We start from the raw sequence: 25201 nt of genomic DNA on the forward strand, positions 1-25201 counted from the left end.
CGATGCGGCCCCGTTCCTGAGGAGGCACCAATGGCCGTGGACAGCCCCCGCGACCCCGGAGGGTCGGCGCGGCAGCGGGAGCTGACCTCGCTGTACGCGACGGCGCGCTCCCTGACGGCACTGGGCGACCTCGACGACGTGCTGCGCTCGATCGTGCGCCACGCCCACGACCTGATCGGGACCGACTTCACCTACCTCTCGCTGGTCGGCGCAGACGGCGGGCTGGCGATCCGGGCCAGCGAGGGCACCATCTCTGCGGCCTTCCGAGCCGCACGCATCCCGCCGGGGACCGGACTGGGGGGAAGGGTGCTGCAGACCCGCGCCGCCCACCACGTGAGCCGCTACGCCCACGCCAGCGACCTGGAGCACGACCCCGGCTTCGACGACCTGGTCGGCCAGGAGGGCCTGATCGCTCTCCTGGGGGTGCCGCTGTTGGTGCGGGGCGAGGCCATCGGGGTCCTGTTCGCCGCCGACCGTTCCGAGCGCGAGTTCCGCACCGACGAGATCGCGCTGCTCAGCGCGTTCGCGGACCATGCGGCGGTGGCCCTGGACAACGCCCGGCTCTACGACGAGAGCCGGACCTCGCTCGAGCGGCTCAGGTCGGCGTACCGCACCATCGAGGACCAGGTCGCGGAGATGGAGCGGGCCCAGTCGGCGCACGAGGCGCTGACCGGGGTCGTCGTCACGGGCGGTGGCCCCGAGGACGTCGCCCGCCGCCTGGTCACGCAGCTCGGAGGAGCGGTGACGGTCCTGGACCGCGACGGGGTCGAGGTCGCACGCGCCGACGACGGCTCGGTGGAGCCGGACGCCGGTTCCGCCGCTCCCGCCCTGGCACTGCTGCGGCGCGAGGCCACGAGCACCGGCCGCTGCGCCTCGGGGAGCCAGGCGGGCGGGGGCTCGCACAGCGTGGCCCCCATCCGGGCGGGCGAGCGCCTGCTCGGCACGGTCGCCTGGACCCGCGCCGAGCCCCCCGGCCCCGTCGACGACCGCACCCTCGAGCTCGCCGCACACGTGCTCGCCCTGCTGATCCTCAACGAGGACGCCGTCGCCGATGCCGAGGAACGGCTCAGCGGGGAGCTGTTGACCGAGCTGATGACCTCCGGCCCGACACCCAGCACGACCCACCGTGCCCGAGCGCGCTCCCGTGGCGTCGACCTCGACGCGCTGGACGTGCTGGTCATCGCCGAGGCCGCCGACCTACGTCGCTCCGACGTCGCCCGGCGCCTGCACACGATCGCCCGCGACCAGTCCGGTCTCGCGGGCGAGCACGCGGGGCACCCGACCCTGCTGCTGCCGTCGGACGGGAGCGACGACGTCCCGTCCATGCTGCACCAGCGCCTGCGGCGCGACCTGGGCCAGCCCGTCACGGTGGTCGCCGAGTCCGTGGGCCCCGGCGGCTGGGCCCGCGCGTTCACCCGCGCCAGCCGGAGCCTCGTCGTGGCAGCCGCGCTCGGCCGGGGTGACACCGCGCTGCGCGTGGCCGACCTCGCTCTCTACGGCATCCTCGTCGACCCGGACCGCAGTGCCGAGCTGGACGAGTTCGTCACCGCGGCCATCGGCCCGCTCGTCACCTACGACGCGCGTCGCTCGACGGAGCTGGTGTGCACCCTGGCGGCCTACTTCGAGCACGGGGAGAACCTGAGCCGCACCGCCCGCGCGCTGCACGTGCACCCCAACACGCTCGTCAAGCGGCTGGACCGGGCCGCCGCCGTGCTCGACGAGGACTGGCGCAGCGGTGACGACCTGCAGCTGCGGATGGCGGTGCGGCTGCACCTGCTCCGGCAGTCGCTGGGCCGCAGCGCCCCAGCGGGCGACGACCGGCCGAGCTGACGCCCGGCACCGGCCCCGGACCGACCGCGGCCGCCGCCGACCTGGGGGGTGGAGGTTCCACACCCGACCCTCCCCAGGTGTGGCGCTATGCCACCTCCTTCTCCTGCAGCCCCGCTCCTAGAGTGACGACCGACACCGCCGCAGGGTGACCGGGGTCACTGCCTCCGCTCGGCGCCACGGTCCCGCCGCACCGGCCGCCGTCGGTGCCCGCCCGGCGCACACGAGGCCACAGAAGAGGCCTACTGAAAGGGAGCACATGAGTGTCGTACTAGGCATCGTCATCGTCTACTTCATCGTCATGTTCGGCATCGGGTACTGGGCCAACACCAAGATGGCCTCGTCCCGGGAGTTCCTGGTCGCCGGCCAGACGCTGGGCTTCTTCGTGATGGCGATCGCCACGTTCTCCTCCATCCAGAGCGGGTTCGGGATGATCGGGCACACCGCCAACACCTACGCCTGGGGGATGCAGGCGATCGTGGCGGCGGCGTTGCTGGTGCCGCTGAGCTTCGCCCTGTCGTGGTTCCTGCTCGGCTCCCGGCTCTACCGGCTGGCCAGGTCGCACGACGTGTACTCGGTGCCCGACGTGGTCAAGGTCCGCTACCCGCACCGCTCGGCCCACTTCTCGATGTCGATCGCGATGTTCGTCGGCTCGGTCGCCTACATGACCGCGCAGGTGACGGCGATGGGGGTGATCGTCGGCATCATCTTCGACACCTCGGTGGTCGTGGGCGCCATCATCGGCTCGCTCGTCGTGGCGGCGTACACGATCGCGGGAGGCATGCTCGCCGCGGTCTGGACCGACCTGGTGCAGGGCCTGCTGATGATCGTGATGTCGGTCGCGGCCTTCGTGGTGGCGACGCGCACCGCCGGCGGCTGGTCGGACATGCTGGCGACGGTCGAGGGCGCCGACCCCGGGTTCCTCAGTCTCGACGCGACCCAGCCGATCACCTGGATCTTCTCGTTCGTCTTCCTGGCCGTCCTGGGCACCGCCGCCCAGCCCCAGCTGGTGACCAAGTTCCTGATGCTGCGCTCGGGCTCCGAGCTGCGATGGGGTGCGCTGGTCGCCGCCGTGGCGTACGCCGTCACCACCTTGTTCGCGCTCTCCATCGGCCTGGCCACCCGCGCCCTGACCATCGACGGACGCGCACCGGAGCTGGCGAACATCGACAACACGACCACGTGGTTCCTCGACAACATGACCGCACCGGCCTTCGCCGGCTTCGTGATGGCCGGGCTGCTGGCCGCGATCATGTCCAGCGCCAGCTCCTTCATCACCATCGGCGCCAGCTCCCTGACCCGCGACCTGGCCGGCTCGCTGGGTCGGACGGTGAGCCGTGAGCTGATGTGGGGACGGCTCGCCAGCGCGTTCGTCGTCCTGTGCGCGCTCGTCTTCTCGCTCTACCTGACCCAGGTGGTCTTCCTGCTGGGTGCCATCGGCTGGGCCGCCTTCGCCGCGGCCATCTTCGCCCCCGTCGTGCTGGGGCTCTACTGGCGCCGCGCCACCGGCATCGCGACCACGGTGGCGGTCGGGTTCGGCATCGTGGCCAACCTGGCGGTCACGATCCTGACCTCGGAGGGCGTCATCACCCTGCCGGCGTACATGCAGGCCGGCGGGTTCGTCATCGCCTGCGGGGCGCTGCTCTTCATCGCGGTCTCCGTGCTCTTCCCCTCACGCACCTCCCAGCAGCACTTCGACCGCATGGACGCCCAGGTCGTGACCGTCGCGGAGCGAGCCCGTGCCACGAACTAGTCCGATGTCCCGACCGACCGAAGGTGGAACCCAGATGAAGCTCGACAAGATGGACACCCTGGTGGCCGCGTTCTTCGTGGCCACCCTGATCGCAGCAGCCGGGATGCTCCTCGACGTGTGGCAGGCGGTGTACTACTCGATCCCCGTCTTCGTGGCCCTCTTCATGCTCATCGGCTCGCTCAACGCCCGCAACGAGTGGTCCCGGCAGTTCCTGGTGCCCGTGGTGGCCTTCGCCGCGCTCGTCGGGGTCCTGTTCGTCGTGGCGGGCTCCCTGCTCGACAGCACCGCCCGCCTCGGCGGCCTGCCCGCCTCCACGGCGGTGTTCTTCTACGTCATGTGGCCGGTCACCGTGGTGGGCGCCCCTCTCGTCTACGCCCACGTCTACCAGGGGTGGCTCTCCCTGGAGGTCGCCGACGAGACCGGGGCCGAGCCCGCGCAGGACCGGTAGCGCTCGCGACCCTGCCCCGACGACGAGAGCCCCAGGTCACGGTGTGACCTGGGGTTCTCGCGTCGTCCCGGCGGGAAGTGGTATGGGCCAGTTCGTGCCACCGACGTTTCGCGGGACAAATTTTTGCCTTGCTTGCTCATCACAGGAAAATAGTTTCCTAGATTGCGAGGCGCTCGCCGAACTGACGGCGACAGGGACCTGGAAGAGGTACGCGCCAGATGACGCACCCGAGACGACAGGGCCGGCTCGACCGGCGTCACCGGCGGCTACCGGGCATCGCGGCCCTGGCGGTGGCCCTCGCCGTCGGCGCGAGCGCCACCCCGGCCGGCGCGGCCAAGCACGAGCCGGTCGACGGCGCCCAGAGCGTCGGCGACGCCCAGTTCCCCCACATCGGCAACGGTGGCTACGACGCGCAGCACTACGACCTCGACATCCGGTGGAGCCCCACCGGAGTGGTCAGCGGGATCATGGGCGGCGTCTTCGACGAGGCGAGCCTGCACATGGAGGCCGTCACGACCGACGACCCGCTGCGCTCCTTCTCGATGGACTTCCGTGGCCTCGACATCGACAGCGTCGAGGTCGACGGCCAGCCCGCCACCTTCACCCGCGACGTGGTCACCGGGGTCAACTACGACCCCTCCCACAAGTACAAGCTCGTGATCACTCCCGAGACCCCGGTCGAGGGCGCCTTCACCGTCGACGTCGACTACCACGGCGTCCCCGGGCGCCACACCGACGCCGACGGGTCGTGGGAGGGCTGGGTCGGCACCGCCGACGGCGCCACCTTCCTGGCCCAGCCGGTGGGCGCGATGGCCGTCTACCCGCACAACAACACGCCGGGCGACAAGGCGACGTACACCATCGACGTCAACGTACCGGACGAGCTGACCAACCTCGCCGGCACCGGCGCGGCCGCCGCGGCCAGCAACGGCGTGCTGAGCGCCAAGGTGCCCACCGACGACGGCACCCGCACCACGTGGCGCTGGACGATGGCCCAGCAGATGGCCAGCGAGCTGATCGTGGTCTCGGTCGGCAAGTACGACGTCCACGAGGGCACGGTGACGCTGAGCAGCGGCCGCGAGATCCCCGAGCTGTCGTTCATCGACTCCGCGCAGTCCTCCACCAACAAGACGACCTTCACCAACCGCCGTGCCGCGATCGGGCCGATCACCCGCGGCCTCGAGGACATCTACGGCGCCTACCCGGGCGACGCGACCGGCGTCATCGTCGACGCGGTGCCCAGCGGGATCAACTACGCGCTGGAGACCCAGGACCGCTCGTTCTTCCCGAGCGTGAGCTCCTTCAACGGCAACACGCTGACCCACGAGATCGCCCACCAGTGGTACGGCGACAACGTCTCGCCCGGGCTGTGGACCGACATCTGGATCAACGAGGGGATGGCCTCCTGGGCGCCGACGTACTACAACAACGTCGTCGCGGCGGCGACGCCCAGCTGGACCGCGGTCGAGACGTCCTACTACAACAGCTGGAACAGCCGGGCCGCGACCAGCTCGAGCTGGGCCACGCCGCCTGGTGCGCAGACCGACTCGGCGAACCTCTACGGCTACCAGACCTACACGCGGGGCGCGCAGTTCTGGGAGGCGCTGCACACGGCGCTGCGCCGCGACGACTTCCTGGCCGTGGTGCGCCAGTGGCAGGACCGGCACGCCGGCACGAGCCCGCGCGGCGACGAGCTCAAGGACCTCGCCGAGGAGCTCTCGGACCGCGACCTCGACTCGTTCTGGCAGGACTGGATCCACGACGCCGACAAGCCGGCCTGGCCCGGCAAGTACGACCTCGCCCTCACCGCGGAGCCGAGCGACGGCGCCGTCGAGCCCGGTGACGAGATCGTCTACACGTTGAGCGCGACCAACGTGGGTCGCGTGGCCCTCGACGGGGCCAGCGTGGTGGTCGACCTGGGCGACGTCCTCGACGACGCCGAGCTGGGCGCCCTGCCCGACGAGCTCACCCTCGACGGCAGCGACCTCTCCTGGACCGTGCCGTCGACACCGACCGCCGTAGAGGCCAGCACCGCCACCGTCAGCTTCTCGGCGGTCCTCGCGGACGACGCCTCCAGCGACACGCTCGAGGCGACCGCCGCTCCCGCTGCCGCGTCGCTCGGCGGCCTGTGCGCGGATGCCTGCACCACCAGCCACGCGGTCGACGCCCAGCCGTTGACCCCGACCGCCGACCCCGTCGTCACCGGGACCCCCGTGGTCGACGGCACCCTCACCGCTGCCACCGCCGGCTGGGCCGAGGGCAGCACGTTCGAGTACGTCTGGTCGGTCGGCGGCGACGTCGTCGCGGCAGCCACGTCCTCGACGTTCTCCCCGCGTGCCTCCGACGTGGGCCGCACCGTGAGCGTGGAGGTGACCGGCGAGCGGTCCGGCTACCTGCCGGTGACGCGCACCAGCGAGCCCAGCGCGCCGGTCGCGCGGGGCTCCTTCGTCGGCACGCCCGTCCCGACCGTGGTGGGCGACCCGGCGGTGGGGGCGTCGCTCAGCGCCGAGCCCGGCAGCTGGGACGGCGGGGCCACCCTGTCCTACCAGTGGTCCGTCGGGGGCCAGCCGGTCCCCGCCGCCACCACGGCGTCGTACACGCCGGTGCCTGCCGACCTGGACAAGACCGTGACCGTGCAGGTCACCGGCTCGCGTCCGGGCTACGACAGCGTGGCGCGCACCAGCGCCCCGACCGCGCCGGTGGCGCTCGGCACGTTCGCGTCGTCGCCGACCCCCACGATCGCCGGCACCCCCGTCTTCGGCGGCACCGTGACCGCCGAGGCGGGCAGCTGGGACGACAGGACCGCGCTGACCTACCAGTGGTTCTCGGGCGGTGAGCCGGTCCCCGGCGCGACCGGGGCCGGCTACTCGCCGACCGCCGACGACCTTGGGAGCACCCTGGCCGTGCGCGTCACGGGCACCAAGGCCGGCTACGCCACGACCGCTCGCACCAGCGCCGAGTCCGACGCTGTCGCGGCCGCCGGGCTGACGCTCACGCCGACCCCCACCATCGGTGGGACGCCCCGCTTCGGGGAGACGCTCGCCGTCGAGGCCGGCGCCTGGGACGACGGGGTCGACCTGGCCTACCAGTGGCTCGTCGACGGCGAGCCCGTCGTCGACGCGACCGGTGTCGAGTTCAGCCCCCGTCCGCGCGACGTCGGCGGGGTCGTCACCGTCGCGGTGACCGGGTCGATGACCGGCCACGAGTCGGTCACGCGCACCAGCGAGGCCACCGCACCCGTGTCCACCGCTCGTCTCGAGGCCCCGCGCCGGCCCTCCATCAAGGGCCAGGCCCGGGTCGGACGCACCCTGGTGGCCCGGGCCGGCGAGTGGGACGACGAGGTCGCCCTCGCCTACCGCTGGTTCGCGGCCGGCGAGGTGCTTGCGCGGGAGAGCGGCAAGCGGCTCGAGATCGGTCCCGCGCTGCGCGGCAAGCGGATCAAGGTCAAGGTCACCGGGTCCCGCCCCGGGTACGCCGACACCTCCGTCACCAGCGCGCTGACGAGGGCGGTGCGCTGATCACTCGGGACCGCTAGCACCCTGCAGGACGCGAGGCCCCGGCTCGGCAGAGCCGGGGCCTCGTGCTGCGAGAGCGAGCCGCAGCCGATGATGGGGCCGGACCAGCCCCCGGTCCCACCCGCCCAGCACCTGCGAGGACCCCATGAACCCCGAGCGTCGCGCCGCCATCGTCCAGACCGTCCTCGACCTGCCGCTGCACCGCTCGCTCGGGCTGCGCCTGGCGGTCGACGGCGATCCCGCGGCCGGTGTCGAGATGGCGGTCTCGGAGGCCACGACCAACCCCTCCGCGGTCCTGCACGGCGGGCTCGTGCCGCTGCTCCTCGACGTGACCTGCTTCCTGAGGCTCCTCGACACGCTGCCCGACCGGTCGCACGCCGTGACGGTGAGCTCGACGGCCTCGATCATCGCGGCCGCGCGCGACGGCGAGGTCGTGCGCTGCACCGCCCGGGTCGACCGGCTCGGACGCACCCACGCGTTCCTGGCCGGTGAGCTGCGGGTGGGCGACAAGGTCGTCGCCACCGGGCAGGTGGTCAAGGCGGTCGTCTGAGCGCCTCGGGCTGCCCCGCGCCACCCACCGAACGCTGCGCCCGTCAGTCGGTGGGTGGTGAGCCGTTTGCGTGGGCTTCAAGCACCTCAGCGACGGTGCGCATCGCGGCCAGTGCCACGGGAGCGCCGCAGTACGCCGCGCAGTGGCGCACCAGCTCGAGGACTTGCTCGGCACGCAGCCCATTGCGCAGAGCCCCCCGCACGTGCGCAGCGAGCTCTTGCTGATGCCCGCCCGCGACAAGCAGGGCCAGGGTCACAAGGCTTCTCGAGGGAAGGTCCAGTGCCGGGCGCTCCCACGTGCTACCCCAGACGTCGCGCGTGACCCAGACCTGCAGTTCTTCGGCGAGCGGTGAGGAGCGCTCGATCGCGGCGAGTGTGTAGTCATCGCCGAGAACTGCACGCCGCCGGGACAGCCCTGCGCGGACCTGGGGGTCATTGTGCCCGGCGAGGAGGTCCAGGTCCATGTCAGGCCGGCCTGCGGGAAGCCGCGCCGCGGAGCGCCTCGACGAAACGGTCCTCGACCTCGAACTCGCCTGCGGCTCGCATCTGTTCCCGAAGGGCGATCGAACGCTCGAAGGGGACGCGCACCGGCTGGTCGCGGTCGACGGGCCGGGTGGCGTGCATGATCTCGACGAACTCCGAGGCGCGTGCTGGGAAGTCAGGGGAGAGTGCGGCGGGGTCCACCACGAACATGAAGAAGCCCATGTCCGTGAGCCACGGTGGCGCGATCGCGGACCCAGCCATCATGCCGAGCAGCTGGGCCGCCAGCGCGAGCCCTGATCCCTTGTGCCCGCCCCAAGTCGTGATCGTGCCACCGTCCAGGACGGCGGACGGGTCTGTCGTCGTCTCGCCGCTCGCAGTGAACGCCAGTCCCGTGGGCAGTTCGGCTCCGTGCTTCTTCGCGATCGTCAGGTCGGCGAGCATCAGCGACGAGGTGCCGATGTCCCAGATGACGGGGTCCTTGTCGGTCGGGAACCCGAAGGCGACCGGGTTGGTTCCGAACCGTGCCTCCGAGGCGCCGTACGGCGCGACATAGGGCCCGCCGCTGGAGGCGATGAACCCCATCAGTCCCGCGGCGGCAAGTATCTCGAGGTAGTAGCTGAACATCCCGGTGCACCAGGTGTTCCGGGCTGTTCCGACGACGGCCGCGCTTGTCTCGCACTTGTCGATCAGCCGCTCGGTGAGCTCCCTCGCGACGATGTACCCCGCTTGGTCGCCGCCGTCGATCGCCAGCGACGAGACCGTCTCTTGGATGGTCGTAATCGGGCCGAACGGCTCGCTGTCGTCGAGACGCTCGGTGAGCGTGACCGCGCGGGCGAGTCCCCCCTGGCTGAAGCCGCGCAGCTCGGTGTCGATCAGGTGATCCGAGATGATGGCGGACTGTTCCGCGTCGTAGCCATACGTCGACATGACGTCGGCGACGAGCGCGCGTGCTTCAGCAATCCTGATCTTCATGATGTGGCCACCTCCGAGGAGACGAGCTCGCCACTGCCGCTCGTGCGGGGATTGAGTCCTTCCAGGTCAGCCTTGATCTGGAGGGCGAGGTACTTGGAGTTGATACGGCAGGCCGCAAGACTGCCACCGTTGAACCAGAGTCCGGGCTGGGGAGTAGGTCGCCACATGTTCTGCATCTCCCCGTCCTCACCGACACCCCAGATCGCGCCCAGGCGGTCAGCGATCTCATCGCCGAAGAGCTGCCGGATGTCTTCCTGCTGGTTGAGGTAGCCGGTCCCGAAGACAACGACGTCGTAGTGACGCTCCTCGCCGTCGATCAAGCGAATCCCTTCCTTTGTGATGCGATCGATCTGGTCGTGCTGGAGCAGCCCGATCTCTCGGTCGGCGATGAGGTCGGAGGCTCCAACGTTTATGTAGTACCCCCCGCCTCGCCGGTTGTACTTGAGATGGAATCCCGTCTCGTCCTCACCGATGTCGGTTCGGAAGCCGACCGCGTGCAAGCGCGCGAGCAACTCGGCGTCGTGACGCAACATCTGCTGTGCCATGAGCTGGTTGGAGCGGATGAGGGTCTCGTAGGTGTTCGAGCCGGCGATCAGATCGGCGTCCTCCAGCGGCAGCCCTTGCGCGTACAACGCATAGACCATAATTCCGCTCGGTTCGATGCTGACGATCGTCGTGGGGTTGCGCTGCACGATCGTGACGTCTGAACCAAGAGCATGAAGGTCCTGCGCGACATCGTGGGCACTGGTGCCAGTGCCGATGACCAAGGCGCGGCAGTTCTCGTACTGGCTGCCCGACGTGTAGCGGCTCGAGTGCATGACCTCGCCACCGAAGTCCTCCAGACCGGGCATGTCCGGCATGTAAGGCTGACCGCTCACGCTGCCGGTGCCGAACACCACGTGACGTGGCCGCAGAGTTACCTCGCGCCCTTCCCGGTCCAGGCTCAGGCTCCAGGTCCTCGTCTTCGCGTCCCACGTTCCACCTGTCAACGTGCTGCGGGTCCAGACGTTGAGCTCCATGGCCTCGGCGTAGTACTCCATCCAGCCCGCGAGCTTGTCCTTGGGGACGAACGTTGGCCAGGTGTCGGGGAACTCCAAGTACGGGAAGCTCGCCACCCATACCTCGTTGTGCAACGTCAACGAGTGGTAGCGCTGGCGCCACACGTCACCCACGCGCGGCAGCTTGTCGACGATGAGAACGTCGACGCCGAGGGTCCGCAGCCGGGCCGCGATCGAGAGACCAGCCTGGCCTGCGCCCACGACGACCACGTCGGGTTGGCGGTCGTCATACTCCTTCTCGGCAGTTCGTTGGTCAAGCCAGTTCATGCCCCCAAAGGTCCGCGAGTAGGCGGTCCCCTTCGGGCGTCGCGCGCCACGGAGCTCCTCGTGGCCGCGAATCTCCTGCAGAGTGGTGGAGAGCAGCCGGGCGCGAGCACCCCCATCGGCCTGGGGCAGCAGCCTCACGATGCCGGCCCCGGAACCGAGCGCAGTCTCGAACTCGTAGATGGCCTCAACCACGGTCTCGCCCGCACGTGACGTCTCCGTCGGCGGCGTGCGTCCCTCGGCGAGGCGGATGCCGTGCATCGAGACGGCACTGTTCATCCGGACGAGCGACTCGGCGATCTGCGAGGCGCCTGCCACGGAAGTGAGGTCCCAGGTGAAGGCCACGACGTCACGCCACTCCGCGTCGTCAACGAAGACGTCTCGAAGCGCCTCGACGGACCGACTGTCCAGGGCACTCGTCAGCTCGCCGAGCCACGATTGGGCCAATCGCACGACGTTGGTGTCCGACATGAGTCCTCCCGGGGGAATGCTCGAATGAGGTGAGTCACGTTAAGATGAACATGGCGCCAACGTCAATAGTGCGTTCCGGACCGTCTCGCTTCAATATTCGGACCGGTCGCGGTTCAATACGATCTCCGGCTGACTCGGCTTAGCAGGAAAGAGAGGAAACGATGGGCAAGGTGTTCACGGTTCGGGGCGAGCGCACCCGTCAGCGACTGATCGATGCGGCGACGGTGGTGTTCGCCCGTCAGGGCTTCCTCGACACCAAGATCACTGACATCACGGCAGAGGCTGGGTCGGCGAACGGCAGCTTTTACAACTACTTCGAGTCGAAGGAAGGCATCTTCCGTGAGGTGATCCTGCGCATCAACGACCAGATGCGAGGGGCCCTGAACGATCGGTTGGGTCCCGAAGCAACACCTCGAGAGCGGATCGAGCACGCCACGCGGCAGTACGTCCGGGCCTACCGGGCGAACTCGAGGATGGTGGTCCTCCTGGAGCAGGTGTCCTCGATCACGGACGAGTTCCGCGACATGCGTCTGGAGACGCGGCGGCGCTACAGGGGCCGCAACGAGCGAGCCATTCGACGCTGGCAAGCAGAGGGGATCGTCGATACCGAGCTGCCGCCGAGGTATGCGGCGGAGGCGCTGGCCTCGATGGTCAGCAACTTCTGCTACATGTGGCTCGCGATGGACGAGGACTACGAGGAGGACCTGGTGGTCTTCACCCTTAGCCGCATGTGGGCCAACTCTTTGGGCATGGATCTGGGATCGGACACCTCGAACGCGCCCCCGGGCAACGAGACCGCCTAGCTGTACCCGGCCATCAGGTTGGTGACAGCCGACTGATGGGCGGTCGTCCTCCGAATGCACTGTGGCGGCGTTCAGTGTTGTAGTGCTCGAGCCAGGGCGCAAGCGCTGCTGTTCGTTCGTCGTTGCTGGTCAAGACCTGCCGATAGGCCCACTCGGTGGGCAGTATGCGATTGAGGCGTTCGATTTTCCTGTTCTACCAGGGCAGTGCGAGCGGACGAACTTCTGTCGGATGCCGTGCTCGGCACAGAGAGCGCGCAAGGAGTAGCGGCATGCCCAGGCGTTGTCGGTCTTCAGCCGCTCGATGCGGGTGATGACACGGGTCGCGAAGTACGCCATCGCCCGGTCGAGGAACGCCGCGCAGGTTTCTCCCTTCTCGTCAGGAAGGATCTCTGAGCAGGCCAGCCGGGATGGTCATCGCCGAGCGAGTGGACGCAGTCGTAGCCGACCTCGATTTGTTTGCGCGCCGCAGTGGATCCCATCTGTCGGCCGCGGATCTTCCAGCCGCCGCCGTCTGGGATTGTGCCGAATTTCTCGACGTCAATGTGCACCAGTTCGCCGGGGCGCTTGCGTTCCTAGCGGACCGCCGTCGCTTTCGAGGACCGATCACCTCGCAGGCGATCGGGTCGCACTCGCGCAGATGGGCCACGCCGAGGCGTCGCAGGATTCGCGACGCCGTCCGGGCCGGCACCCCGACCTTGGGTCCCAGCACGTCCGGTCTGTCGCGATCCTCCGCACGCGCTGTCAGCACCTTCCGCTCGAGCTCGGCACTGGTACGCGTGGGCATGCTGTGCGGTCGCGACGAGCGGTCACGAGACCGGCCTCGCCTTCGGCGGCGTGGCGGTCGACCCAGGCCCGCGCGCACCTGCGAGACGCCCATCGCAGCAGCGATATAGGCCTGGGCCGACCGGCTCGATGGCGCTGGACGATCAGTCGACGACCGTGAACAGCCAGCCGAGCACTAACGTGGGACACGAGAACCTCCGGGTTGGAGTGGGCCCTAGTAGACAAGCCACATCCGGAGGTTCTCGCTCGTTCAACCAGGCTTGCTGCTACCAACGTCCTGGTCGGGTACACCGAGCACCTCTCCCTCGCCGGAAAGACAGCTTGTTGGTTCACCCCAGGATTCGCGCGGGGTTGAGCGTGAGCATCTGCTCGACCTGGCCCGGCGTGGCGCCCCGTTCCTGGAGCGCTGGCAGTACGTCCCGGTGGACGTGCTCGTAGTGCCAGTTGGGCATGAGGCGCTCCTTTGCCTTGATGTCGAAATTCTGGGTGTAGGAGGAAGCGTCGTGGGAGAGGACGATCTGGTCCGCGAACCCCTCGGACAGCAGCGCGGCCACGGTGTCGACCCGGTCCTCGAACGAAAGCATGAGGTCGAGACCGAACCGGTCCATCCCCAGGGACACCCCGCGGCCCAGCAGGCGCCGCAGGTAGTTCAGGTCCGTCGTGTCGCCGGAGTGTCCGATGACGACCTTGGTGAGGTCGACGCCCTCCTGCTCGAAGATGTGCAGTTGCTCCAGACCGCGCTCGGTGCCCGCATGGGTGTGGGTCGAGATGGGTGCGCCGGTCTCCTTGTGTGCCCGGGCTGTCGCGCGCAGGACTCGCTCGACTCCCGGGGTCACCCCCTGGGCATCGGTGGCGCACTTGATGATGCCGGCCCGGATCCCGGTGTCGGCGATCCCGACCGTGAGGTCGCGCACCATGAACTCCACCAGCCGGTCGGGTCCGTCGATCAGTAGACCGGGGCCCCTGAACTTGAAGAACATCGGAACGTCGTCGTAGGTGTACAGCCCGGTCGCAGGGACGATGTTGACGCGGACCTGGTCGGCGACCTTGCGCACCCGCGTGACGTCGCGACCGAGGCCGATCACGGTCAGGTCCACAATCGTCCGGACGCCGGCGTCATAGGCCGATTCCAGCTTCTCCACCGCGTCCTGAATGCGCTCGGACTCCTCCCACTCCCACGGGTAGTTCGTCTCGATCTCGGTGTTGAGTACGAATACGTGCTCGTGCATGAGGGTGTGGCCGAGGCGCTCGCTGGGCAGTTCGGTGCCGCGCATCGTGGGGATCGTGTCGTTCATGCCGCTCCTCGAAAAGTTCAATGGACCGTTATTGACAATGGCGCCATATTCATGTTCTCTCTGTGTGAGAGAGGACACAGGGTTCCCCGTCTGGTTGTCAAGAGTCCGTCCCGAAAGGCTGCAGTCGCATGGTGAATGATCGGAATCACGAGGACAGCAGCGTCGTCGAGGCTCTCGATGCGCTGTTCCACCCTCGTGCCGTCGCTGTCGTCGGCGCGTCGGGCCGGCGCGGCAACCCGTTCTCGCGCCCGCTGGAGTACCTAGCCAGCTTCGGCTACGAGGGCTCGGTGTTTCCGATCAACCCGCAGTACCACGAGCTGGCCGGCGTGACGTGCTACCCAGACCTCGGCTCGGTGCCCGAGCCGGTCGACCTCGCCCTGATGATGGTCCCCGCCAAGGCGGCCGTCGACCTGCTGCCCGAGGTGGCCGCGGCAGGCGCTCGAGCAGCGGTGGTCTTCGCGTCCGGCTTCGGAGAGACGGGCGAGGACGGCGAGCTCCTGCAGCGCGAACTCGTCGAGACGGGCCGCGCCCACGGGGTCCGGTTGATCGGCCCCAACTGCCAGGGAGTGCTCTCCACCACCGCCAAGATGTACGGCACGTTTACCGCTGCCCTCGAGAACGGTCCGATCAGCGCAGGCTGCCTCGCCTATGTCGGCCAGTCGGGCGCCGTGGGCGGGTCGATCCTCAGTCTCGCCAACGAGCGCGGCATCGGCATCGCCTCGTGGGTGAGTACCGGCAACCAGGCCGATCTGAACAGCGTCGACGTCGCGCGATACCTCATCGACGAGAGCGACACCTCGGCCCTGGCGATGTACATCGAGAGCGCGACGGACGAGCTCGCCTTCCTCGACCTGGCCCGCCGCGCGGCAGAGCTGGACAAGCCACTGATTGTGCTGCGCTCGGCGGTCAGCGCCGCTGGCGCACGGGCTGCAGCGTCTCACACGGGAGCGATCATCGGAGACTCCGCGGCCTTCGATGCGACGGTGGCGGAGTACGGCGTCATTGAGGCGCGGGACATCGATGAGCTGATCGATGTGGCCCACGCTGCAACGGCGCTGCCGTCGCTGCGCGGCCGGCGGCTCGGCATCGTCACGACCTCTGGCGGCGCGGGCAGTCTTGCTGCGGACCGGGCCGACGAGGTCGGCCTGGTCGTTGGCGAGTTCACCGACCCGGCGCAGGCGTCCCTCGCCGAGCTAGTGCCGAGTTTCGGCGCGGTCGAGAACCCCGTCGACGTCACGGCTCAGATCTTTCGGACCGGCGTGAGCGACGACTTCATCGAGGTGTGTCACCGGGTGGAGAGCCTCGACGAGGTCGATGGCGTCCTGATCGCCCTAACGTTGGTCACCGGGGACTTCGCCACCCGCACAGCCGAGGCGCTCGCGGTCCTCGCTGCGAGTTCCAAGAAGCCTGTCGCCATCGCATGGGGAGCGTCGCGGGAGCAGACCGAAGACGCACGCCGTCACCTCCGGGAGCAGGGCATCCCCGTCTACGACTCGGTCGGGGACGCGTGCAGGGCCCTGGCCGCACTGCGCCGGACGCCACCACGGCCCGCGGGTGTGGCGGTGCCCGAGGTGCCCACCGACATGCGGGCCCTGATCGACGGCCTGGACGAGTTCGTTACCGAGGCCGTGGGGCGGAAGCTCTTGACCTGGGCCGGGATCCCCGTGCCCCGCGCTCGGCTCGTCGGCGATCGCGCCGAAGCGGAAAAGTCCGCGGACGAGTTCGACGGACCTGTCGTGCTGAAGATCCAGTCCGCCTCCGTCCTGCACAAGTCCGACCTAGGTGGAGTTGTGCTCGGCGTCGCCCGGGAGGCCATCGCCGACGCAGCGGAGGAGCTGTTGGAGCGCTTCGCCGACGTCCAGCCCGAGGGCGTCCTGATCCAGCAGATGGCCCCCGAGGGGCTCGAGTTCATCGTGGGCGTGACAACGACCGCCGGCGGCATTGCCCTCGTCACCGCTGGACTGGGCGGCACGGCGACCGAGATCTTCCGAGACACCGCGACCACGTTCGCGCCCATCGATTCCCAACGGGCTCGCGACCTCATTTGTGGTACGCGAGCGTCGGCCCTCCTGACCGGCTTTCGCGGCGACGAGCCATACGGCCTGGACGCCCTGGCCGAGCTCGTCTCACGAGTGAGTCGGCTCGCTGTCGCGGTGGGACCGCGCCTGCGCGAACTGGAGATCAACCCTGTACGGGTCACCCACGACGCCGAACACCCGGTGCTGGCCCTGGACTTCCTCATGCGACTGACCACTAAGGAGACCAACTGATGCCGTCTGTGAGCGTGGAGCGAGAGGGAGCCGTCGCATGGGTGACCATCTCCAACCCAGCCATCCGCAACGCGTTGACCAACGATATGGCGAAGGACTTCGCCGCGGCGTGCGAGGAGATCGAGAGCGACAACCGCATCGGCTGCGTCATCCTGCGCGGCGAGGGCGGCACGTTCTGCTCGGGCGCTGACACCGCCTCGTGGGGCGAGACCTACAGCGGCGGCACATTGACTGACGAGGCCTACGAGCTCTCCGATGCGATGTACGGCAGCTTCGTGAGGTTCGGCCAGCTTCCCGTCCCCACCATAGCGGCGGTGCGTGGCGCCGCAGTGGGCGCTGGACTCAACCTCGCCATGGCCGCCGATCTCCGGATCGTAGCGGAGGACGCGCGCATCATTGCCGGCTTCACCGCCGCGGGCATCCACCCCGGCGGGGGCTTCTTCACTCTGGCGCGCCGCCTGGCCGGCCGCGAGATTGCTGGGGCCCTGGGCCTGTTCGGCATGGAGATCTCGGGTGCCCGCGCGCACGAGGTGGGGTTCGCGGCCGTGTGTGTCGAAGACGACCAGGTCGAGCCGACCGCCTCCAGGATGGCTGCCACGACCGCCAAGGACCCTCTCCTCGCCCGACGCGTGAAGCACTCCTTCCAGATCGAGACGTCCGGCCAGTACCTCACCTGGGACGCCGCCCTGGAAGTCGAGCGTGGAGTCCAGATGTGGTCTCAGGAGCGTCGGCTGCGTGCTCAGGCGGAGCGATGATCAACTTCCCCAGTTCTCCCCTCGACGATGCTGAGCTGGCTCTGCGTGACGAGGTCCGGGCGTTCATGGTCGACTACCGCAAGCAAGGACACCCAGCCCAGTTGGGCATCAACGCCGAGCCGAACATCGAGTTCAGCAAGGAGATCTCCCGACGCGGTTGGGTCGGGATGTCGGTCCCGACCGAGTACGGCGGTCACGGCCGAACCGCGGTCGACCGCTTCATCGTCGTGGAGGAGATGCTCGCGGCGGGCGCTCCGATCAGTGCGCACTGGGTCGGCGACCGGCAGACCGCCCAGATGCTCTTGAAATTCGGGACCGAGGAGCAGAAGCACAGGTTCCTGCCGGCGATCGTCAACTCCGAGGTGTTCTTCTGCCTCGGCATGAGCGAGCCGGACTCTGGCTCGGACCTCGCATCCGTGCGAACCCGCGCCACGAAGACCGAGGGAGGCTGGATCCTCAACGGCCAGAAGGTCTGGACCTCGGGCGCCCACTACGCCGACTTTGCCGTCTCCCTGTGCCGTACCCAGCCGCTGACAGAACGCAAGCACATCGGCCTGAGCCAGCTGATCGTCGACCTCAAGGCAGAGGGCGTGACAGTGGCACCGATTCGACTCCTTAACGGTGCCCACCACTTCAACGAGGTCTTCTTCGACGACGTGTTCGTCGCCGACGAGATGCTGCTCGGGGAGCCCGGCGACGGGTGGCGCCAGGTGACCTCCGAGCTGGCTCACGAGCGGTCCGGTCCCGATCGCTTCCTGTCGGTCATGCCGATTGTCCAGCGGCTCTACGACGAACTCAAGGAAGCGAAGCTGGACGGAGCGGTCCGTGCTGAACTGGGCCTCCTCTTCGCGCGCTACATGACGTTCCGGACGATGTCGCTCTCCATCGCTCGCCGGCTCGACCAAGGGGAGCTGCCCGCGGTGGAGGCGGCGCTTGTGAAAGACATGGGTACCCAGTTCGAGAACGACGCGATCAATGCCGTCCGCCGCATCATCGATCGACAGGTCGACCCTGTGGGCGACGAGCTCGATGCGCTCCTCGCCGACGCGATCGTCACTGCGCCGACGTTCACCCTGCGAGGCGGGACTAACGAGGTCCTGCGAACCGTCATCGCGAAGGACCTCATCCGCAACCGGGGGCGTGCAGCATGACCAACTTCAACGACGACTTGTTCGCCGTGCTCACCGCCATCTTCGAGAAGCACGACCAGCAGACGGTCTTCCGTCCTGTCGCGCCATGGGCGGATGACCTGTGGGGCCAACTGCAGGACGGCGGCTTCACTGCGATCGGCGCCGATGCCACGCTCGTGGACCACGCGGCGATCGCCAAGGCGGTCGGCAAGAACGCGATCGCGCTCCCGGTATCCGATGTCGGCCTGGCCCGCTGGGTCGCCGACACCGCGAGGCTCACTCTGCCCCGTGATTCCGTCGTGGTCTGTGCTGGGCTCGAGGAGCAAGACCGCGTCGAGGCCACGTTTCTCGATGACGGTCGGGTGCGGCTCGACGGCGTGGCCCACCGTGTCCCGTGGGGTCGTCACGCGGCGGCAGTGCTGCTCCCTGTGTCAGCGGGCGCCGAGACCCGTTGGGTGTGCGTGGATCGTGATCTCCTCGAGGTGCGCGAGAGCGTGAACCTCGCCAGCGAGCCGCGCGACGACCTGCGGTTCCTCGGCGTCGAGTCCGACCAGATCGCCACAGTCGGTGCCCGGCCGCGCGAGGCACGAGCCAGGGGCGGCCTGCTGAGGACCGTGGCTGCCGTGGGCGCGATGGAGTTCGTGCTCGACGCCTCGCTCGTCCATGCCGAGCAGCGCCAGCAGTTCGGGCGCCCGATCTCCGGGTTCCAGGCGGTCCAGCATCACTTGGTCCTGATCGCGGAGGCGGTGGCGTCGGTCTCCGCGGCGGTCGACTCGGCAATCTGCTCTGCACCGGAGAGCCGCCTGATGATGGTGGCGGCCGCCAAAGCAATGCTGGGCGAGCAGGCGGCCATCCTGACGCGGCTCGCCCACCAGGTGTTCGGTGCCATCGGCACGACGGAGGAACACCCGATCCAGACCCGCACGCGTCGTCTGTGGAGCTGGCAGGACGAATTCGGCACGACGGCGCACTGGGCAGCGGACCTCGCTGAGCAGCTTGTGTTCCCCGAGTCACCGGGTGCCTGGCCCGTGCTGACCCCGCCGCTGGCGGAGCTGTCAGCACGCGACGTGGGAGAGCGGGTTCCGTGGTGACCTCCGTCGACGGGCTCAAGGTCGAGCGGAACGGCCCCGTCACCTGGGTGCGGCTGGATCGCCCGGATCGCCTCAATGCCCTCAGCACGTCCTTGCAGCGTCGCATCGTCGAGACCTTCACCGAGCTCGACAGTGACGCAGAGACGTGCGTGGTGGTGCTGGGCACCACCAGCGCCCGAGCCTTTTGCGCGGGAGCGGACCTCAAGGAGAACGGCGCCGACCGTTGGGTCGATCCCATGCGGACGCCTCAGCGCAACGTCTACGAAGCTGTATTCGAGTGCCGAAAACCGACGCTCGCTGCACTACGGGGATGGGTAGTCGGCGGCGGCATGGAGCTGGCAATGGCCTGTGACATGCGGATCGCGGCGGAGGACACGCGGTTCCGGATGCCGGAGGGAAGGGTCGGCCTCGGTGCCAACTTCGGCAGTCAGATGCTGCCGCGCCTGGTTCCCTGGGCGCACGCCTTCGACATCCTCTACCGAGCCGAGACCTTCGACGCGACGCGAGCTGAGCGCATCGGGCTGGTGTCACAGGTCGTCGCTGCCGAGGAGATGGAGCCGCACGTGCAGGCGGTCGCCGAGACGATCGCCTCACGCGCGCCGCTGAGCCTGCGGCGATTCAAAGCGATGGTCCAGCACGGGTCGACCCTTCCGGTCGCCACAGCGGTTCGACTCGACCCCGGTCCGAGTCCCTATCTGAGTCGGGACCGAGCCGAAGGCGCGGAAGCGTTCAGCGAGAAGCGCGCACCCGTCTGGAGCGGCCAATGACCTGCACGTTCTCGATTCCCATGCAGAACCACGAAAGGACAGACCTGATGAAGCGGTTTACTGGAGGTCGCCGGTCGGCGGCCAAGGTCGTGAGTCTCCTGACCGCGGCGGCACTCGCGCTGTCGGCGTGCGGCTCGGGGTCGGGCGACGCAGCCGAGGACGGCGGGGCGATCAAGATCGGCGTCATTGCTGCCCTCACGGGCATTGCGGCTCCGTATGGCACGCAGAGCCTGAACTCGTTCAAGCTCGCGGTCGAGGACATCAACGAGGCTGGCGGTGTGGACGGCCGCGACCTCGAGGTCGTGGCCCTCGACAACCGATCCAAGCCCGAGGAGGTGCCCGCGCTGATGAAGCGACTGGCCTCCGACGGCATCGACCTGATCGTCGGTGCGTCGTCGACGCCGCTGACGATCACGGCCGCGCAAACCGCCGACCAGGTCAAGGTGCCGCTCCTGGTGCCGATGGAGGCTGCTGACGCGATCATCGGTGAGGGGCGCGAGTACGTCTACAAGCTGGCCCCGTCGATCCTCGCCGAGCAGGGGTGGGCCGCACAAGGCATCCGTGCCGCGATGAAGGCTTCGGAAGACGCCGGCGACCCGATCGAGACCGTCTCGATCATCTACGTGAGCGCCGGTGCCGGCCCGGAGGCGTTCGAGGCCTGGGAGCGCACCCTCACGGAGGAGTACCCCGAGGTCGAGATCCTCGACACGACGTCGTACGACGAAGCGGTCACGAGCGACTTCGGTCCCATCGTCGCAAAGACCAAGGAACAGAACCCCGACCTGATCGGCTTTTTCGGGAACCCGCAGGGCTCGTTCCTCTTCTACCCGGCGCTCGAGGGCGCGGGCTGGCACCCGAAGATGACCGTCGGGGTGCTGGGCGGCAACACCAACGCGCAGTTCATCCCGACTGTCGGCAAGGCCGCTGAGGGCGACATGGCCGGCAACTACTGGACCAGCCTACTCAAGGCCGGAGAGAACGCGGAGCAGACGCCTCAGGGCTACGTGGAGGACTACTCCGAGAAGTTCGACGGCCAGGTTCCTGACGGCGTCGGCGCGTACTACTACTCGGCCGCTGCGGTGATCGCGGAGGCACTGTCCAACGCCGACGACTTCAGCGATGCCGACGCGATGAACCAAGCGCTCAACGACGTCGAGATCGAGGGCATCAACGCTGATGAGCTCGGCCTTTACATCGTCGGCCACGGGGTCAAGTTCGACGACCGGGGCTTCAACGAGCGCGCTGTCGGCCTGGTCACCCAGATCCAGGACGGGAAGTTCGTTCCCATCTATCCCGAGGAAGCCGCCGACGGCACGGCGATCTTCCCCGCTCGCTGAAGGCACACCGATGGACACAGCGCTGAGCGTTGAGGGCCTGCGCGTGTGGCGTGGCCGCTCGGAGATCGTGAGGTCGATCGATCTCACGATCCCGAGCGGCCAGGTGGTCGCACTCCTGGGCGCCAACGGGGCAGGCAAGACCACTCTGATCGAAGGTCTGCTGGGGCACCTGCCGACGAAGGCTGAGAAGTTCGAGCTCTTCGGGAAGGACGTGCGTGGCGCGAAACCGTGGGACATGGTCCGGGGCGGCTTCGTCGTCGTCCCGCAGGACAGGTATCTGTTCACCGACATGTCGGTCGCCGAGAACCTCGCGGTGGCCGCTCGGCGCGCAGGGCGACGTCAGGACCGGTCGTTCGAGCTGGAGGAGCTCTATGACCTCTTCCCGCGGCTGTCCGAGCGACAGGGCCAGTACGCCGGAACATTGAGCGGTGGCGAGCGGAGCATGCTCGCGATCGCCCGGGGGCTTGCGCTCCAGCCCCGGGTACTTGTCCTCGACGAGCCCTCCCTGGGGCTGGCGCCAATCGTGATCGACCTCATCATGTCCACGATCAAGCGCATCGCACAGTCAGGACTCCCCATTCTGCTGGTGGAGCAGAACGTCAACCAGACGCTCGCCATGTCCTCGTGGGGGTATGTCCTCGAATCCGGCGAGATCACCGCGTCGAACGACAGCGACTCGCTGCTTGGGTCGGACGTGATCCTCAGCGGCTACCTGGCCGTCGATGTGGAATCTGCGGAAGGCGGTTCCTAGCATGTTGATGCAGATCCTCGTCACGGGTCTCCTGCAAGGCGTGATCTACACCCTGATCGGGCTGGGGCTGTTCTTGGTCTTCAACGTCATGCGCGTGGTGAACTTCGCGCATGGCTACTTCGTCCTCATCGGGATGTACGGCCTGCTGTGGCTCAACCCCGGCTCCTTGCCGACGTACCTCCTCTACACCCTCGGCATCGCCCTCGGGGCGGCTGTCTTCGGGTACGTCGTCGAACGCTGGTTGTTGGATTTCACGCTGCACAAACCGGGCCACGCCCAGCTGGTCATCACGATCAGCCTGGGAATCGCGATGCAGTACTTCTTCCAGATCAGGTTCCCGGAGCCATTCCAGCGGATCTCGAACCCGTGGCCGTTCTCGGCCTTCGAGATCCTGGGTGTCACGGTCAGCCCTGCCCGGCTCATGGCCGCGATCATCAGCCTGGTGCTGACCGTGGCGATCTCCTGGGTGGTCTACCGCACCAGCCTGGGGCAGAGCATCCGGGCGTGCTCCCAGTCGCTGCCCGGAGCCTTGCACGTCGGGATCAACTTTCCCCGCGTCTACCGCGGCACGTTCGCCTTCGGCGCCGGCATCGCCGCGATCGCCGGTGCACTGCTCATCCCGTTCCAGCCCGTCTCCCCGCACTACGGGCTCGACCTGACGATCAAAGCCTTCATCATTGTTGTGGTCGGCGGCGTCGCCTCGCTCTGGGGGACCGTCATGGCCGGGATCCTGCTGGGGATGGCCGAAGCGGCGGGAAGCGTGTTCGTATCCGGATCATTGACGTCCTCAGCGATCTACCTGACGTTCCTGCTGGTGATCCTGATCCGCCCGCAGGGACTGATCGTGAGAAAGGCGGCCTTCGCATGAGCCCGCTCCTGCACGACCTCAAGCCCTCCACTCCACGGCAGGCGGTCAACACGGTGATCATGGTTGCGGCGCTCGTCGGCGCGGTGGTCTATCCGTGGCTGGTGGACCCCGCACTCGTGGGCGTCGGATTCGTCGCGCTCATCTATGCCATGCGTAACTTCACCTGGAACATCGCGGGCGGACTTGTCGGGCTGCTGTCACTGGCCCACGTCGCAGGGTTCGGCATCGGTGCCTTCGCGGTGGCCATCCTGACGTGGGGCCATGGCATCAACGTCTGGCTCGCCATCCTCGTCGGCATGCTGGTCTCCAGCGTCGTCGGTGTGCTCGTGAGCCTCGTCATGAGCCGATTCGGGGTGAACGCCTTCTTCTTCGCCCTCGGTACGGCGGCACTCTCGCTCGCCATCTCAGGTCTCGCGGCCTCATGGTCCGTCACCGGGAAGGTCGACGGACTGCAGAACAACACGATGAACGAGGGCTTCACCCACCTTCAGTGGTTCCTCGACCCTAAGCCGCTCTACTACGTGGCCCTCGCCATGTTGGTGCTCATCGTACTGGGCACGGTGTGGATGACGAGCCGCACACGTTTCGGCCGCTCGCTTCCGTTCATCCGGGAGGACCCCGACATGGCGGCGAGCATGGGCATTGACGTCGTCCGCAACCAAGCGGTGGCGATGGGGTTGAGCATGGGCCTGACCGCCATCCCGGGCAGCCTGATCGCGCAGTACACCAGCTTCGTCAGCTACGAGTCGGTGCTGACTCTGGAGATCGGCATCCTCATGATGGTCGGCGCGATCATCGGTGGATCGTCCACCATCGCCGGACCGATCGTGGCGGGCATCGGCATCGCTGCGCTGGAGGAGGGGCTTCGGTCCTTCGACGTCACCAGCTCGAGCATCTCCAGCATCACGCAGATCGCCTACGCCGCGGTGGTGATCCTCATCCTGCGGCTCGGCGCCGACGGGATCGTCCCGATGTGGAACACCCTGCTCGACCGGGTGTTCTCGTCGACGCAAGGGGAGCCAGCGACCGTGCAGCACGAGTCGAAGGAGAAGGAGACAGCACATGCTTGAGTTGCGTGAGGTCGCCAAGAGCTTTGGTGGCCTCAAAGTGTTGACCGACGTCTCTTTCACCGCCGCAGCCGGGGAGGTGACCGCTCTGATCGGGCCCAACGGCGCGGGAAAGTCGACCCTCGTCAACCTGATCTCTGGATACCTGTCGCCCAACGCCGGAACCATTGCCCTCGACGGTGAGGACCTGACGGGCCGACCGGCTGCCAAGGCATTTGCTATGGGCGTGTCACGTACGTTCCAGGTCACGGGAAACACCGCCGAGCTGAACGTGTTCGAGTGCGTGGCGATGGCCGCCTACCGGCAGTCGAGCGACTATCGCGAGGTCAACCGGATCGCGGAGGAGCAGCTCAGGAGCTTCGACCTGTGGCCCTACCGCTCGCGCCGGCTCGGGGACATTCCCACGGCGATGGTACGCGTCGTGGACTTCGCCCGAGGCATGGCCGCGAACCCCAAGCTTCTCCTCCTCGACGAGGTGATGGCGGGCCTGACCCCGGTCGAGGTCGACGTGGTGATCCAGCAGGTGCGCGCCTGCCGTGAGACAGGCGTGGCCATCGTGATGATCGAGCACGTGCTCCAGGCGGTGACAGCGTTGGCCGACAGCGTCGTGGTCCTCAACAACGGGCACATCGTGGCGACTGGCTCCATGAGTGAGGTGTCACGGTCGGAAGAGGTACGCGAGGCATACCTGGGCCGCGCGGCGGCTCACTAGACGTCGCGCAGCCTCCACGAAACCCGGGGCGATTCAACGTGACATGTGGTGACGAGGCCGACGTCACCCCTACTCGTTCAATGGATGACGCGCCGGATTCGGAGCTCTGCCGGCGCTGCTCAGCTGGACTCACTGAGTATTTGAAGGCTTGGGGACCACTGGATCGGGTGGCTGGGGGCCGTGGATCTTGCCGTTGGGGGCCAGTGGCCGCAGGTGTGGGGGCCACCGGCCC

Annotated in this window: 20 protein-coding genes and 1 pseudogene; 16 read left to right on the top strand and 5 right to left on the bottom strand. The window is 68.2% G+C overall.

The window, feature by feature from the left end; all coding sequences use genetic code 11:
• Positions 1-30 precede the first annotated feature (30 nt).
• The 5 genes from JOE61_RS09405 to JOE61_RS09425 all read left to right on the top strand — a co-directional run bounded on the left by JOE61_RS09405 (position 31) and on the right by JOE61_RS09425 (position 8093).
• Positions 31-1830, top strand: coding sequence for a helix-turn-helix domain-containing protein (locus tag JOE61_RS09405; protein WP_193669834.1), 1800 nt, complete (start codon positions 31-33; stop codon positions 1828-1830).
• Between the two features lie 256 nt (positions 1831-2086).
• Positions 2087-3580 (top strand): sodium:solute symporter family protein, encoded by a 1494-nt coding sequence (locus JOE61_RS09410; RefSeq protein ID WP_193669835.1) that lies wholly within the window; start codon positions 2087-2089, stop codon positions 3578-3580.
• Between the two features lie 34 nt (positions 3581-3614).
• The gene (locus tag JOE61_RS09415) at positions 3615-4028 is read left to right on the top strand and encodes a hypothetical protein (RefSeq protein ID WP_193669836.1); all 414 of its coding nucleotides are present in this window, start codon (positions 3615-3617) and stop codon (positions 4026-4028) included.
• Between the two features lie 218 nt (positions 4029-4246).
• Entirely contained in the window at positions 4247-7546 is a 3300-nt protein-coding gene (locus JOE61_RS09420; RefSeq protein WP_193669837.1) for a M1 family aminopeptidase, read from the top strand.
• A gap of 142 nt (positions 7547-7688) precedes the next feature.
• Positions 7689-8093, top strand: coding sequence for a PaaI family thioesterase (locus tag JOE61_RS09425; protein WP_193669838.1), 405 nt, complete (start codon positions 7689-7691; stop codon positions 8091-8093).
• Between the two features lie 43 nt (positions 8094-8136).
• Here the strand turns inward: JOE61_RS09425 and JOE61_RS09430 are convergent, their stop codons facing one another.
• From JOE61_RS09430 to JOE61_RS09440, 3 genes are read right to left on the bottom strand one after another with little or no spacing between them, the layout of a single operon-like run.
• Complete coding sequence (locus tag JOE61_RS09430; protein ID WP_193669839.1) at positions 8137-8556, bottom strand: carboxymuconolactone decarboxylase family protein; 420 nt, start codon at positions 8554-8556, stop codon at positions 8137-8139.
• 1 nt (position 8557) lies between these two features.
• Positions 8558-9547 carry an Ldh family oxidoreductase gene (locus JOE61_RS09435; protein WP_193669840.1) on the bottom strand — a complete coding sequence of 330 codons (990 nt, stop codon included), beginning with the start codon at positions 9545-9547 and terminating at the stop codon, positions 8558-8560.
• The gene (locus tag JOE61_RS09440) at positions 9544-11340 is read right to left on the bottom strand and encodes a flavin-containing monooxygenase (RefSeq protein WP_193669841.1); all 1797 of its coding nucleotides are present in this window, start codon (positions 11338-11340) and stop codon (positions 9544-9546) included. The genes JOE61_RS09435 and JOE61_RS09440 overlap by 4 nt, the downstream gene beginning before the upstream one ends.
• A 161-nt stretch (positions 11341-11501) precedes the next feature.
• Here JOE61_RS09440 and JOE61_RS09445 point away from each other — a divergent pair, with 161 nt between their 5' ends.
• A complete protein-coding gene (locus tag JOE61_RS09445; RefSeq protein ID WP_193669842.1) occupies positions 11502-12143 on the top strand; it encodes a TetR/AcrR family transcriptional regulator in 642 nt (213 codons plus the stop codon).
• 13 nt (positions 12144-12156) lie between these two features.
• On the opposite strand, the pseudogene JOE61_RS09450 reads toward JOE61_RS09445, so the two are convergent.
• Together JOE61_RS09450 and JOE61_RS09455 are read right to left on the bottom strand one after the other, a co-directional pair.
• A pseudogene (locus JOE61_RS09450) lies at positions 12157-13115 on the bottom strand (integrase core domain-containing protein).
• A gap of 140 nt (positions 13116-13255) precedes the next feature.
• The gene (locus JOE61_RS09455; RefSeq protein ID WP_204797198.1) at positions 13256-14221 is read right to left on the bottom strand and encodes a phosphotriesterase family protein; all 966 of its coding nucleotides are present in this window, start codon (positions 14219-14221) and stop codon (positions 13256-13258) included.
• Between the two features lie 128 nt (positions 14222-14349).
• On the opposite strand from JOE61_RS09455, the gene JOE61_RS09460 reads away from it, so the two are divergent.
• The 10 genes from JOE61_RS09460 to JOE61_RS09505 are packed head-to-tail and all read left to right on the top strand — an operon-like array spanning position 14350 to position 24969.
• Positions 14350-16491 carry an acetate--CoA ligase family protein gene (locus JOE61_RS09460; protein WP_193669843.1) on the top strand — a complete coding sequence of 714 codons (2142 nt, stop codon included), beginning with the start codon at positions 14350-14352 and terminating at the stop codon, positions 16489-16491.
• Positions 16491-17246: an enoyl-CoA hydratase/isomerase family protein gene (locus JOE61_RS09465; RefSeq protein WP_193669844.1), complete on the top strand. Its 756-nt coding sequence runs from the start codon at positions 16491-16493 to the stop codon at positions 17244-17246. Before JOE61_RS09460 ends, JOE61_RS09465 begins: the two co-directional genes overlap by 1 nt.
• A complete protein-coding gene (locus tag JOE61_RS09470; RefSeq protein WP_193669845.1) occupies positions 17243-18397 on the top strand; it encodes an acyl-CoA dehydrogenase family protein in 1155 nt (384 codons plus the stop codon). Before JOE61_RS09465 ends, JOE61_RS09470 begins: the two co-directional genes overlap by 4 nt.
• A complete protein-coding gene (locus JOE61_RS09475) occupies positions 18394-19467 on the top strand; it encodes an acyl-CoA dehydrogenase family protein (protein ID WP_193669846.1) in 1074 nt (357 codons plus the stop codon). The genes JOE61_RS09470 and JOE61_RS09475 overlap by 4 nt, the downstream gene beginning before the upstream one ends.
• A complete protein-coding gene (locus tag JOE61_RS09480; protein ID WP_193669847.1) occupies positions 19464-20234 on the top strand; it encodes an enoyl-CoA hydratase/isomerase family protein in 771 nt (256 codons plus the stop codon). The genes JOE61_RS09475 and JOE61_RS09480 overlap by 4 nt, the downstream gene beginning before the upstream one ends.
• Positions 20231-21571 (top strand): ABC transporter substrate-binding protein, encoded by a 1341-nt coding sequence (locus JOE61_RS09485; RefSeq protein ID WP_193669848.1) that lies wholly within the window; start codon positions 20231-20233, stop codon positions 21569-21571. Before JOE61_RS09480 ends, JOE61_RS09485 begins: the two co-directional genes overlap by 4 nt.
• 10 nt (positions 21572-21581) lie before the next feature.
• A complete protein-coding gene (locus JOE61_RS09490) occupies positions 21582-22322 on the top strand; it encodes an ABC transporter ATP-binding protein (RefSeq protein WP_193669849.1) in 741 nt (246 codons plus the stop codon).
• Positions 22323-22329: 7 nt separating this feature from the next.
• Positions 22330-23190: a branched-chain amino acid ABC transporter permease gene (locus JOE61_RS09495; protein ID WP_193669850.1), complete on the top strand. Its 861-nt coding sequence runs from the start codon at positions 22330-22332 to the stop codon at positions 23188-23190.
• Positions 23187-24260, top strand: a complete 1074-nt coding sequence (locus tag JOE61_RS09500) for a branched-chain amino acid ABC transporter permease (protein ID WP_193669851.1) — start codon at positions 23187-23189, stop codon at positions 24258-24260. Before JOE61_RS09495 ends, JOE61_RS09500 begins: the two co-directional genes overlap by 4 nt.
• Entirely contained in the window at positions 24253-24969 is a 717-nt protein-coding gene (locus JOE61_RS09505; protein ID WP_193669854.1) for an ABC transporter ATP-binding protein, read from the top strand. The genes JOE61_RS09500 and JOE61_RS09505 overlap by 8 nt, the downstream gene beginning before the upstream one ends.
• The last annotated feature ends 232 nt before the right edge of the window (positions 24970-25201 follow it).

The sequence above is a fragment of the Nocardioides salarius genome, from assembly GCF_016907435.1.
GTDB lineage: Bacteria > Actinomycetota > Actinomycetes > Propionibacteriales > Nocardioidaceae > Nocardioides > Nocardioides salarius.